15 protein-coding genes are annotated in these 12972 nt (G+C 48.0%); 11 read left to right on the top strand and 4 right to left on the bottom strand.

The features are described 5' to 3' along the window. The first annotated feature begins 137 nt into the window (after positions 1-137). Entirely contained in the window at positions 138-1250 is a 1113-nt protein-coding gene (locus KNO78_RS05155) for a PP2C family protein-serine/threonine phosphatase (RefSeq protein WP_214690789.1), read from the top strand. 37 nt (positions 1251-1287) lie between these two features. Here KNO78_RS05155 and KNO78_RS05150 read toward each other — a convergent pair whose 3' ends face one another. Beyond that, complete coding sequence (locus KNO78_RS05150) at positions 1288-2223, bottom strand: magnesium transporter CorA family protein (protein WP_012726524.1); 936 nt, start codon at positions 2221-2223, stop codon at positions 1288-1290. A 156-nt stretch (positions 2224-2379) separates the two neighbouring features. Here KNO78_RS05150 and KNO78_RS05145 point away from each other — a divergent pair, with 156 nt between their 5' ends. Continuing rightward, entirely contained in the window at positions 2380-2742 is a 363-nt protein-coding gene (locus KNO78_RS05145) for an Hpt domain-containing protein (RefSeq protein ID WP_230872919.1), read from the top strand. A gap of 35 nt (positions 2743-2777) precedes the next feature. Here the strand turns inward: KNO78_RS05145 and KNO78_RS05140 are convergent, their stop codons facing one another. Continuing rightward, complete coding sequence (locus KNO78_RS05140; protein ID WP_074036778.1) at positions 2778-3659, bottom strand: chemotaxis protein CheV; 882 nt, start codon at positions 3657-3659, stop codon at positions 2778-2780. Between the two features lie 222 nt (positions 3660-3881). Here KNO78_RS05140 and KNO78_RS05135 point away from each other — a divergent pair, with 222 nt between their 5' ends. From KNO78_RS05135 to KNO78_RS05095, 9 genes are all read left to right on the top strand, one after another. Continuing rightward, positions 3882-5318: an NADP-dependent glyceraldehyde-3-phosphate dehydrogenase gene (locus tag KNO78_RS05135; RefSeq protein WP_214690790.1), complete on the top strand. Its 1437-nt coding sequence runs from the start codon at positions 3882-3884 to the stop codon at positions 5316-5318. Positions 5319-5426: 108 nt separating this feature from the next. Beyond that, positions 5427-6401, top strand: coding sequence for an MBL fold metallo-hydrolase (locus KNO78_RS05130; RefSeq protein ID WP_031423403.1), 975 nt, complete (start codon positions 5427-5429; stop codon positions 6399-6401). Continuing rightward, positions 6398-7141 carry an SDR family NAD(P)-dependent oxidoreductase gene (locus tag KNO78_RS05125; protein WP_214690791.1) on the top strand — a complete coding sequence of 248 codons (744 nt, stop codon included), beginning with the start codon at positions 6398-6400 and terminating at the stop codon, positions 7139-7141. Before KNO78_RS05130 ends, KNO78_RS05125 begins: the two co-directional genes overlap by 4 nt. 14 nt (positions 7142-7155) lie before the next feature. After that, positions 7156-8331, top strand: a complete 1176-nt coding sequence (locus tag KNO78_RS05120) for an ABC transporter substrate-binding protein (RefSeq protein ID WP_214690792.1) — start codon at positions 7156-7158, stop codon at positions 8329-8331. Continuing rightward, positions 8318-9091, top strand: coding sequence for an ABC transporter permease subunit (locus KNO78_RS05115; RefSeq protein ID WP_214690793.1), 774 nt, complete (start codon positions 8318-8320; stop codon positions 9089-9091). The genes KNO78_RS05120 and KNO78_RS05115 overlap by 14 nt, the downstream gene beginning before the upstream one ends. Beyond that, positions 9088-9795, top strand: a complete 708-nt coding sequence (locus KNO78_RS05110) for an ABC transporter permease subunit (protein WP_214690794.1) — start codon at positions 9088-9090, stop codon at positions 9793-9795. The genes KNO78_RS05115 and KNO78_RS05110 overlap by 4 nt, the downstream gene beginning before the upstream one ends. Further along, the gene (locus KNO78_RS05105) at positions 9792-10670 is read left to right on the top strand and encodes an ABC transporter ATP-binding protein (protein WP_214690795.1); all 879 of its coding nucleotides are present in this window, start codon (positions 9792-9794) and stop codon (positions 10668-10670) included. Before KNO78_RS05110 ends, KNO78_RS05105 begins: the two co-directional genes overlap by 4 nt. Before the next feature lies 1 nt (position 10671). Next, positions 10672-11253, top strand: coding sequence for a CDP-alcohol phosphatidyltransferase family protein (locus KNO78_RS05100; RefSeq protein ID WP_214690796.1), 582 nt, complete (start codon positions 10672-10674; stop codon positions 11251-11253). Beyond that, complete coding sequence (locus KNO78_RS05095; RefSeq protein WP_214690797.1) at positions 11250-12176, top strand: NAD(P)/FAD-dependent oxidoreductase; 927 nt, start codon at positions 11250-11252, stop codon at positions 12174-12176. Before KNO78_RS05100 ends, KNO78_RS05095 begins: the two co-directional genes overlap by 4 nt. Before the next feature lie 13 nt (positions 12177-12189). Here KNO78_RS05095 and KNO78_RS05090 read toward each other — a convergent pair whose 3' ends face one another. Together KNO78_RS05090 and KNO78_RS05085 are read right to left on the bottom strand one after the other, a co-directional pair. After that, a complete protein-coding gene (locus tag KNO78_RS05090) occupies positions 12190-12543 on the bottom strand; it encodes a hypothetical protein (protein ID WP_214690798.1) in 354 nt (117 codons plus the stop codon). Positions 12544-12645: 102 nt separating this feature from the next. Beyond that, positions 12646-12960 (bottom strand): thioredoxin family protein, encoded by a 315-nt coding sequence (locus KNO78_RS05085; RefSeq protein ID WP_012726511.1) that lies wholly within the window; start codon positions 12958-12960, stop codon positions 12646-12648. Positions 12961-12972 lie beyond the last annotated feature (12 nt).

Genomic DNA, 12972 nt, shown 5'->3' with positions numbered 1-12972 from the left:
CCTCACTTTCTCTCTTCAGTATGCCAAACAGTGGACAGGTTCTTCAACTAGAATGAATAGACGGTTATGTCGTGTGCGAGTGAAAAGATATGGTACAATACGATATAGATTACTACGTAGAGAAGGAAGGGATAGTCATGGCGATTTTGATTGTGGATGATGAACCGGTCAATACGCTCGTACTTGAGCAACTGCTTCACCAGCACGACTATGAGACGGTATCGGTCTCGAGTGGGGAAGAAGCGCTCGATTTACTGATGGCCCCACAAGCCGCATCGCTGTATGATCTCGTCCTGTTGGATGTCGAAATGCCTGGAATTTCAGGAATCGAGACGTGCAAACGGATTCGGCAGATGGCTGACTTTGAAGAGTTGCCGGTCATCATGGTTTCCGGACGAACGGAAGAGAAGCAGATTGCCGAGGGACTCGACGCGGAGGCGTCAGATTACACGACCAAACCAATCAAAATAACAGAATTACTCGCACGAATCCGTTCTGCCCTCCGTTATAAGGCGGCTGTTGATGAACGGAAAATTTATGAGACCCGTCTTCAGTATGATTTGGACCTTGCCCAAAAGATTCAACAGAGTGCGCTTACGCCACCAATCAGTAATGAAGAGATTGATGTTCGTGCGCTCTATCTGCCTTCTAAAAAACTAGCCGGAGACATGTACGCGTGGTTTCAGGTCGCACCGGACCGATACGGGGTCATCATCTTTGATGTCATGGGACATGGGGTCTCATCGGCGCTCATCACGATGGGAATCCGTTCAATCCTACCGGGGCTTGTCGGGAACGTGCAATATCCGGTAGACGTCATGACGGAGTTGAACCGTCAGATGACGTTCCTCTTCTCGGGTGACGATATGCACAGCTACTTCACGGCGGTCTATTGCTACATCGACACGACAAAACGTCGAATCGAATATGTGAATGCGGGTCATCCGCCTGTCATCGTGACGTCAGAAGAAGGAAACTCTCGTCTTGAGACGACAGGGGTACCAGTCGGTATGTTCGAGGAACCGAATTATGAATCCAAAGAGATTGACATCACACCGAATATGACGCTTCACATGTATACGGATGGACTCATGGAGTGTTACAGCAAAGATATCGATGATGGGATTCGATGGCTAGAAAACGACGTTTCCACATATGGTCTTGACTATAGTCGTCACGTCGCTGAACAGCTTGTGCCAAAGATTGAAATTGAAGACGACCTATGTCTCGTCACGGTCAAAATCACATGAAAAGAGCCTGACGCAATGTGCGTCAGGCTCTTTTATGCTAGAAATATCGCTTTCGCCAAAGGATATAGAAGGCGAGACCGGAAAATCCAATCATCATCGTGATAGCCATGATGAATCCGAACGGTTGTCCTTCCCATGGAACTTGAACGTTCATCCCAAAAATTCCAGATATCATTGTCGGGATGCTGAGGACAATCGTGATGGATGCCAAGAATTTCATGACGAAGTTAACATTGTTCGAAATGATGGATCCGAATGCTTCCATCTTGATGCTGATGATGTCGTTATAAATCGATGCCATTTCCATCGCTTGTCGGTGTTCGACAAAAACGTCTTCGAGTAGTTCTTCGTCCTCTTCATGCTTCTCCAAACTCGGTGTCTTGACGATTCGGTCCAAGACGCTATCATTCGCTTTTAACGAAGTCATGAAGTAGACGAGAGATTTTTGAAGGTTCATCAACTGGAAAATCTCTTGGTTTCGCATGGAACGCTGCAACTCTTGCTCGAGTTCGTCCATTCTTCGGTCGATTTGACGCAAGAAGCGCAAATACGTCATGCTCACACGATGTAAAATCTGAAAGACGAAGCGACTACGATAGTTTGTTCGGAACAGTCTTGCCTTCCCGTTAGCGAACAAATTCAACACGTCGAGATCTCGCGAGCAGACGGTAATGAAATGTCGTCCGGTCACGATGATACCGAGCGGGATCGTATTATACGTGCGACCTGTATCATCTTCCTCCACATACGGAACGTCGATGATCATGAGAAGTCCTTCATCATCTTTTTCAAAACGTGGTTTCTCTTCGATATCAAGTGGGTCATATACAAAGTCTTCTGGAATGCCGGACGCCTCGATGACTTGATCGGCCTCATCTTTTGTCGGGTTCACGAGTTGGATCCAGCTTCCTTTATCAAAGTCTTCGATTTCATCCACATGGCCTGATGCGTCAGTACGGTAAATCGTCAGCATGCATCTTCCTCCTACCTTAACTCAATCTTATTATAGGTAGCCAAAATGAAGAGTGCAATCCAAAGCAGGAGTTTTTTTGTTTTCTCTCGAAAACGTGTTACAGTGAGAGGGAACGATTGGAATATCGTTTATTGAGGAGGGGTTATATTGACTAGAATGCCCGAAGACGCTCTGTTCAATGAAGAAAAACTAGCAGAGCTTCACCAAATCGCAAACGGAAACATTGAGTTCTTAAATAAAATTGCAACCACATATATCCAGCAGTTCGAGGCGAAGTATCCTGAACTTCAATCGGCAGTCGAGTCGAAAGATTATTCTCGCGTCGAGCAACTCGCCCATTTATTGAAAGGGGCCTCCTATTCAGTTGGTCTAGAACAGACGGCGCTTCTTTTCCACGACCTTGAAGTGGCTGGAGAAAATGCACATCTAGATGGAGCGACCGAAACATTGGCAACCATCGAATCGCATAGTAAGCGATTTTTAACCGAATGGAATACGCATTTTGAACAATTCACATAAAAAAGTTTGCGACGGAGAAGTCGCAAACTTTTTTATTATCCTACAAATTCATCGAGCGTCGCAATCAACATTCCGATTTCTGGTTTCGTGATTTGAGCGTTCGCACCGACGGCTTCCCCTTTATGTTTCAAGTCATCTGAAATGAGTGACGAGAAGATGATGATTGGAAGTGTTGCGTATTGGTCCATCTCACGAAGACGCTTCGTCAAATGAAGTCCATCCATCTGTGGCATCTCAATGTCGGTGATGAGGAGGTCACACTCGGCACCTTCTTGTTCAAACGCATCGAGTGCCTCTTTCCCGTTATTGAAGACAGTCGTATTGAAGTACCCCGCGTCATCCAACGTGTCGAGAATCAATGTGCGGAGCATTTCTGAATCTTCAGCTAACCAAATGTTTTTGTTCGAGCGCTCACGAGCGCCGAGTCGCTTCACAGATTCGCGAGCCATGATGTCCTTACGTGACAACTCGAGCGCGATTCGCTCATAATCGAGCAAGATGATCATCTGGTCACCTGTTTTGACGACACCGTTTGTAATGCCTTGAACACCACGTGCGAGATCGGACGGGGTATCAATTTGTTCCCAAGAGATGCGTTTGATCTCGGTTACCTGGTCGACACGAAGAACCGACTTCTCACCGTTGAACTCACAGACAATCAAACGATCATCACTTCCGACTTCACGCGGATGGCTGATGACCATCGGAAGGTCGATGACGGTCATGACTTCACCGCGCAGCTCGATTAATCCCATGATGGCTTCAGGCGTACCTGGGAGTGGCGTCAATGGAAGCATCGTGATAATTTCACGTACTTTCATGACATTGATGCCGAACAAGAACGGTCCAGCTTGGAAAATGACGATTTCAAGTTCGTTCGTTCCTGCTTCAAGTAAAATATTATGATCAGTGCTCAATGGTAGTCCCTCCTATTTCACGTACTCTCATCTTTACTATCGGTATCCAATCGATAAATCTACAGTAAAAATAGTGTCAACTCTCATCAGAATTCACAAAAAGTTTCATAGTAACCGTTTACATCTCATAAACTGAATCGTTATAGTTGTCCAATGCAAAAAAATCTGCATACAATGGGGTTGGCAACGAGATATTACAGCTTACTCAGGAGGCAGATAGAGATGATGAGTATGAACACATATCCATATTTATTGAATGGTCAATGGCAGGAATCTTCAAGCAACGAAACGATTGAACTCGTTTCACCATATAAAGACGAAGTCGTAGGTCGCGTTCAAGCGATGTCACGCGATGAAGTCGATGAAGCCATCCATGGCGCAAAACGTGCACAACAAGAATGGGCGGCGCTTCCGGTCAACAAGCGCGCTGAATTATTGTATGCATGGGCAGAAAAACTCGAAGAACGCGTGGATGAGATTGGTCAAATCATCATGCGAGAAGTCGGGAAAAACTTGAACGACGCGAAGAAGGAAGTCGTACGGACGGCGGAAATCATTCGTTATACGGCAGAAGAAGGAATTCGCTTCAATGGCGGCTTCATGCAAGGCGATTCATTCCCAGGTGGCTCGAAAAACAAGATGGCCATCATCAAGAAAGAAGCGCTCGGTGTCATCCTCGCGATTTCACCGTTCAACTACCCGGTAAACTTGGCAGCTGCTAAGATTGCGCCGGCGCTCGTCACAGGAAATGCGGTAGTCTTCAAACCAGCGACGCAAGGTGCAATCAGTGGGATCAAGATGGTCGAGGCTCTTCACGATGCCGGTCTTCCAAAAGGTCTGTTGAACCTCGTGACAGGTCGCGGTTCGGTCATCGGTGACTACTTGACATCACACCCAGGGATCGACATGATCACGTTCACAGGTGGAACGGGTACGGGTCAACATTTGTCACAACAAGCGTCGATGGTACCGGTCGTACTCGAACTCGGCGGGAAAGACCCAGCCCTCGTTTTAGAGGATGCAGACTTGACGTTAGCAGCTGACCAAATTGTCAGCGGAGCGTTCTCATATTCAGGTCAACGTTGTACAGCAATCAAGCGCGTCTTCGTCCTTGAAAATCAAGCGGATGAGCTCGTCGATATGTTGAAAGAACGTGTCGCAAAACTTTCAGTCGGTTCACCGGAAGAGAACAGCTTCATCGTTCCTTTAGTTGATGCGAAGACGACGGATTATGTACAGGGTTTGATTGACGACGCCGTCAATAAAAAGGCAACGGTCGTTTACGGTAATAAGCGTGAAGGAAACTTGCTTCACCCGACATTGCTTGATCATGTGACGACAGATATGCGTGTCGCATGGGAAGAACCGTTCGGACCGGTCCTCCCGGTCATCCGTGTGAAATCACTCGACGAGATGATCGCACTCACGAATGAATCGGAGTTTGGTCTTCAGGCGAGCGTCTTCACACAAAACGTCAATAGCGCCTTCACGGTCGCTGATAAGTTAGAAGTCGGTACGGTCCAAGTGAACGGACGGACAGAACGCGGTCCAGACCACTTCCCATTCATCGGTGTCAAGCAATCGGGACTCGGCGTTCAAGGAATCGGACGTAGCCTTGAGACGATGACACGTGATAAAGTGACGGTCATCAACCTATAATATGAATCATTCATGAGGGAGAGACATCTCCCTCTTTTTTGTTTGATTGAAAACGCATCTTTCAGACGGGTATAATGGAGAAAGACAGGAAGAAGGGGTGGTGATGACATGGCGGACTGGATTTCTAGCCAACTGGCAAGACTCGATATCCCGACACCGTTCGAAGTCGGGAACGTGAACGTATATATCGTTGAACATATGAACCGCTTCTTCATGGTCGATTGTGGACCAGACACAGAAGAGGCGTGGACCTCGTTGAACCGTCAACTTGAAGAGCTTGAACTCTCGTTGGCGGATATCGACTTTTTATTTTTGACACATCATCATGCTGATCATGCCGGACAAGCATGGCGTCTTCGCGACGCATCCATCCCCGTGTACGGGCATGAAAAGCTCGTTCGATACTTAGAGCAAACCCCAAACTTTTTGAAGCGTGGCAATCACTTTTTACATGAATTGGCCGTCTCTTTCGGGGCCCCGGCTCCACTCGTGGAAAAATTACCAGACTATCGCGAAGCGCTTCGCTGGATTGGTCCGACGACTGTCACGATGACGTTTGGGGACGGGCAAGCATTGACCTCGGATGGGGCGTGGCAGACGATCCATTTACCTGGACACGCCAGTGACCAGCTCGGGTTGATTGGTCCCGGAGGAGTCTTGATTGCCGGAGATCACCTCATCGACAAGGTCGAACCAAATCCGCTCATCGAACAGCCGTATGATGACGAAGGATTTGCATCACCCGTCATTCTCTATATCGATTCGCTTAAAAAATTACGCGGGATTGATTTAAAGCTCGTCGTCAGTGGACACGGTGAACCGATTCACCATCCGAATGATTTAATCGAGAGTCGGATTCGCCAACGGTATGAGCGCAGTGAACAATTGCTTGCCGAATGGGAAGATGGACTTAGCGTTTTTGATTGGTCAATGAAGTTATATGGACGAAAGATGCGACGTGGGATGCCGCTCGTCTTCAGTGAAGTGTTTGCACGACTCAGTTTACTCGAGGAACGTGGCGACATCGAGAGACGTCGAGATGATCAAAAATGGATTTATACGAAGAAAGAAGTGATGTCGTGAAACGAGTAGTCATTACTGGTGCGTCAAGCGGGCTCGGTGCCGCATTGGCGCATTCTTTTTATGAATATGGATACAACGTATTGTTGATTGGAAGAAATGAAGAACGGTTAAAAAAGATTGCCGCAACATGTGAAGGGGATTGGATGTGCGCGGATGTCGCAAAGTCAACCGCTCTCGTTCATGATGTGAGCGAACGGTTCGGGAAATTTGACGTATGGGTCAACAATGCAGGCATGGCCGAATTTGATTTTGTGACCGATCAGTCGACGGATGTGATAGAAGAAACGATGCGTGTGAACGCTCTCGCACCGATGCTGTTATCGCGAGATGTCGCCCGCGTGATGGAGCGAGAGGGTATCATCGTCAACATCTGTTCACAGGCTGCAAAAGTACCGACACCTAAGTCAGCCGTCTACGCAGGGTCAAAGGCGGCACTTTTACAGTTTTCGAACGCGCTCAGGCTAGAGTTGAAGCCCCGTGGCATTCACGTCATGACGGTCAATCCAGGACCGATTGCAACGCCTTTCTTTAATCGAGCTGATAAAAGTGGTACATATGCTGAAAGTGTTCAAAGGATCATGCTTGACCCGAAACGATTGGCTGAGGCGATTGTCAGAGGAAGTCGTAAGCGAAAACGTGAAATCAATGCGCCGTGGTGGATGAACGTAGGGGCGAATGTGTATGCAATCTGTCCAACCATGTTCGAAATGCTCGCAAAACGGGGATTTGAGAAAAAGTAAAAAGGGGGATTAAGATGAGGAAATGGAGAGTACTGCTCGCAACTGTCATGCTCACATTCGTGGCAGCGTGTGGGAGTGAACAGGCAGTTGAGTTTTCGGACTCGTTTGAAAAAGCAGCGACGACGGCAGAAGGGTCGACCGTCAACCTATATATGTGGGGTGGGGACGAGGGCATCAACAGCTACATCGATGACTACGTGGCACCTCGCCTCGAGGAATCTTACAATGTCGAATTGAACCGTGTCGCAATGGATACGGCAGAATTCATTCGACAATTATCACTCGATAAAAAAGCGGACAGACAAGTCGGGACGATTGATGCCGTCTGGATCAATGGCGATAATTTCCGAAATGCGAAAGAGGCTGGTCTTCTTCGAGACGGACTGATGGAACGTGTCCCGAACGCCGAGTTATTAAACGAAACGGCCCAGCAATCAGATGCCGGCACCCCGACAGAGGACTTGGAGCTCGCATGGGGGAATGTACAATTCATCATGCATTACGATGCTTCGAAAGTGGACAATCCTCCTCAATCGTTTGAAGAATTACGTCGCTGGACTGAAGACAATCCAGGTCGATTCACGTATCCTGAAGTCACAGATTTCACCGGGAATGCCTTCGTCCGCCATCTATTGTATGAACGATACGGTGACGAGTTGGACCAAAAAGCGACCATTGAGGATTCGTTCTGGGATGACTTGAAAGCGTGGTCTCCGAATTTGTGGAAAGACGGACAAACGTATCCAAAGACGCTCGAACAACTCGATCAGCTCTATGCATCGGGAGAAGTTTGGATGACGATGGGATTCAACGAACGTCGAGCCGAGGCGGAAGTGACGGAAGGGATCTTCCCGAAAGAGACACGCGCGCTCGTCCTCGATCACTCCATTGCCTCGACACACTTTTTAGCAGTCCCATTCAATGCCCCGAATCCAGATGGGGCGTTAGTCCTTCTTCAAGAACTGTTGTCTCCTGAAGCACAGCTTGTCAAACAAGGACCAGAATATTGGGGAGACGGCACATCACTCGACTTAACGAAGCTTGACGTGAATGACCAACGAGCGTTTGAAGAATTAGGGGAGGGTGTCACGTACCCAGATTCGGAGCAGTTACTCGAACGTTCGATTCCGGATTATGGACCGAACGTGATTGACACCGTCCGCGAGGAGTGGCCACGTGTTGCGAAGTAGTGTCGCAGTGACGATCATGGTGTCGCTTCTTCCGCTCACTGCTCTCATCTTTCTCGCCATAGAGTCAATGGGAACGGATTGGGGCTCGCTTTTAACAGATGAGACGTGGCGCGATAGTTTCGTCACGACGCTTTATGTCGTCAGCGTATCGACCGGTCTATCGCTTGTAATCGGGACGTGGCTTGCAAGAACGGTCGTCCAAAAAGGTTGGCGTTTCCTATCATCTGTACTCCGACTTCCGATGTTTGTCCCTCACATTGCCGCTGCATACCTGTTTTGGTTATTGTTCACCGGAACGAACGGCATCGGATGGATTGAGGCGAACGAACGAAACTATGTCACGGTCATCCTGACCTATATATGGAAGGAGACACCGTTCGTCTTTTTAATGATGCTCGGGACATATGAGCAATTGAATCGGGGTTACGTCGAGATGGCGAAGACGCTCCAACTCTCTCCGTTTGACCAATTCAAACATGGGGAGTTGCCGTTTCTGATGAAACCATTACTCGATTCGGCATGGATTTTAATCGCCTTTATCTCGTTCGCATACGAGGTCCCGGCATTGCTCGGCGTGACTTACCCGAAACTCATCGGTGTCCTCGCGTATGAACGACTGTCGACTGGACTCTATTTAGAGGCGACAGAGCCTTATGCGGTCGCCCTCGTCTGGACATGTCTTGTCGGAATCGGCGTATTCCTATCTTACGTATTGACCGCATCCATACGACGACGAATTGAACGTGGGGTGAGACGATGATTCGACAAGGGCTTCTCATCTGTTTGACGTTCATACCGTTTATCAGCCTCTTTTTCGTAGTCCCGACATTTGAAATCGAGAACAACATGGCAATCGTTCATACGATAGGATTGATTGTGATTTTATCTGGGATCAATGTGTGGCTCTCGATGATGTGTGCCTGGTGGCTATTGTGGACAGATTCTAGATGGAAACATGTCATCGAATGGCTCGTCTTTTTACCATTGTTCATTCCGATGCTGGCCACATTGTTTGGCCTCTATCTGATTTTGGCGGAAGCTGGTCTGATTGGGACGTATGTCGGCGTCACCCTTGCCCTGCTCGTCGTGACGATTCCCTATTCAATCCGCCTCGCCTACAACGGAATGGCGGTCATCGGTCGACCACTTTTGGAACAAGCTCGGATTCTGCCATCGAGACGGCGAGTCATGTACGTGCTGTATCCGCTCTTTTCTAGATTGATGCGGACCATCGCGTTGTTCACGACCGTCATTTTTCTCAGTCAATTTGCGCTGATCCAGTTGATTGGTGCGGGATTGATTCCGACCGTGACGACAGAATTGTATCAATCTTATGCGGGAAACAATCGTGGTCTAGCTCTCTCGAACACATGGATGCTCATCCTATTCCCCGTTCTCCTCTATTTCCTGCTCTCAGGATGGGATCGGTATATGGTGCGTATGCTGAAAGGACGTCTTCAATGAGTTTGAATGTACAAAATCTATATAAACAATTTGGAACGAAACAAATACTAAATGGTGTCGACTTCGAGGTTAAACCTCACGACATTCACGCAATCGTCGGTGTGAGTGGTTCAGGGAAATCGACGATTCTACGAATCATCGCAGGTCTTGAGTCGACTGACAGCGGCGACGTGAAATGGAATCACCGTTCTTTAATCCCTGTCCCTGCGCATAAACGGCGCGTGACGATGCTATCGCAAACGGCTTTATTGTTCCCACATTTGACAGTCGGAGAGAATGTCGCGCTCGTGACTCGAGAGCGTTCTCGTAAGCAAGCCGAACATTGGTTACGAGTCGTTCAACTCGGTGACCGATATGATGCCGAGATACACGAACTGTCTGGTGGCGAACAACAACGGGTCAGTCTTGCCCGAGCTTTAGCTGCTGAACCAGAACTACTGTTATTAGATGAACCCTTTACAAACCTTGATCCCAAACTCAAGCTCGACTTGCAGCGTTTTATCCGGGACTTAGTGAAAGAACTCAACTTGACGGCGGTATTGGTCACTCATGATCGGGAAGAAGCGATGCTCATGGCAGACCAGGTGACGCTGATTGATGAAGGCAAGGTGACACGTACGGGGACGGTTGCGGAGTTATACGATACGGCCCCTGGATTTGGTGACTTTGTCATGCTCGATGGAGAACTGCGACCGTTGTCTGAAGTGGAGGTATCCGAAGCGACTGGTGTGTCGGTTCAGTTGATGAAGAAAATTTATCGATTCGGTCAATGTTTCGGGGAATATCAGTTCAAGGATGGACGATCCGTCATGTTACCGACGTGTGAAACGTACCAAACTGGAATGATTTATCGAATTAAACGAAAGGAGGAATAGTATGCTCGATACTTACGGAAGTCGTTACGTTCAACCGGTCATCGAACGTGGAGCGAATCGATTGCTCAAATGGAATTTCACGCCGAACGAAGTGACAGTACTTGGAGGAATCATCGGAATCTCGACCGGAATCTTTATCTATAATGATATGCACTGGACTGCCGTCATCTTACTGTGGCTATCTGGCTTGTTTGATGTTTTAGATGGGACGATGGCTCGAAAGTCGAAAACGAGTGGGTTTGGAACGGTGCTTGACCTCGTCCTGGACCGATTCGTCGAATTGTCGGTCGTGATTGCCCTTGCCCTTCGTTACCCGGAATATATGCCTATTTTTCTCATTCTGATTGCTTCATTTGTGATCGCCATGACACTGTTCCTAGCTGTCGGTGCGAGTAGTTCAAAGCGCTCAGAGAAGACGTTTTACTATCAGCCAGGAATTATCGAGCGAACAGAGTGCTTCATTTTGTTCACGTTGATGATTCTCTTCCCGAACTGGGTCGGCGGGGTTGCTCTTATCTTTTTATTGCTTGAAGTCATGACAATCACACAACGATTCATTGAGGCGCGGAGGATTTTGCGATGAAACCGAAGTTGGTGTTGGCCGGACTTGGACACGGACAGCTAGAAATTCTCGATCGTATTGAGGAGATATGCAAACATTATGATGTTCGCTTCATTGGAGACTGCCAGACGATTTATACAGGTGCGTTTCCACAAGTGATTGCCGGGCTCATGGATTCAGCTACGGTCCGATCACCTCAACTAGAGCCGGTCGCAAAGCGGGTGCTCTCGATTGACCCGATTCAGCAGACGGTTCAAACAGAAAACGGAATGTTTGAATACGATCAACTCGTTTTAGCCACCGGTGCGAAAAGTCGGGGAATCGGCACGCCACTTAAACCGATGTCACAAGCTTTACTCGACCAAATCGAATCGAGTTCACAAGTGACCATCGTCGGAGGCGGGAAGGCCGGCGTAGAATTGGCGTTCACGTGTGCTCGCACAAAAAATGTGACACTGTATGCAAAAGAGATATTACCAGACGTCTCGGTCCATACTAGAAAGCACATCGAGCGATTGTTGGTCAGAACAGGGGTCATGGTCGTCAAACAGGCGTTTCATGGCGACGCATCGGAAGGGCTTTTATTGGATGCGACGGGGGTTGTTCCCGTGGAATGGTGGACTGAATCAGGGCTTGCAAAACCTGAGAGTTTTATAGAGGTAGACAAATATTTACGTCATCATCATTTTACAAATATATATGTAACAGGAGATATGGCATCCTCCTTAAATGGAGGCGTCGATGCTGTTAGGTCAGGGCGCTATGTCGGCAAACGGTTACTCGAGGAAACAAGTCGACCATTTCGGAGACGTCAATCGATGAATATCTTACTGACGACACCAGGGCGCGCCTTGCTAACATATGGAAAGTTTACATGGCATGGTCGGATTCCATCTTATATGAAGCGGTGGATTGACTCGCGGTATGTTCGGCATTACAAGTAGTCGGAGGTTCACGTTATTCGCTTAAAAGATGACCAATCACGTCGTTCGATTCCGATTCAACGAGTACTTGTGGAATCTCGACCGTACGCTGTGGATCAGGGGGGAACGTGACGAGCCAGGCACGTGTTCCTTCAAACCGATCATCGACTAAGTCATAACGATCATCGACTGTAATGGATTGAATCGTAGCCTGTTTCCCGTTTTCATCGGTTGGTAGCCAATTCTTATTGTGTAGATAGGTAACAGCACTTTTTATGATAGCCGTCTCGTCATCAGACGGCATGGATGATGACGTGGATGGTTGTATGCAGCCGACCAACATCAACATGGTAAAACAGAGTGGAGTGAAAAGGCGTGTAAACGTCATGATTGTTTCCCTTTCTCATTTGGTTATTTCTTACAGTATAATCGAGGATGACAGAGGTGTGTACAAAAAAATCCTGCAGTCGAATGGGCTGCAGGAATCAGGTCATGCTTGGATCGTATCGAGGAAAGAACGGATTTGCATCTCCGTCTTGGCGTTCGCCGAGTGGAGGTGTTCTTGTTTTACCCCGTCTTTATAGTAAAGAAGTGAAGGGATGCCGCGAACTTCTTGTGCATCAGATAGCTCTGGGAGTTCGTCGCGGTCGACGACGTGCCAGTTAAATTGTGGATAGTCTTTGACAAGCTCATCGACATACATGTCCAGACGTTTACAGTCCGGGCACCATGATGTAGTGAAGACCACCATTCCATGATCTTTTGTGGCTTCGTCAAATTGTTGTGATGAATGAATCGGTTGCATAGACAACTCTCC

Origin of the sequence: Exiguobacterium sp. s132, from assembly GCF_018617235.1 — a bacterium.
Classification (GTDB): domain Bacteria; phylum Bacillota; class Bacilli; order Exiguobacteriales; family Exiguobacteriaceae; genus Exiguobacterium; species Exiguobacterium profundum.
Note: the sequence above shows the minus strand (reverse complement) of the source record. Positions and strands in the feature narration are given on the sequence as shown.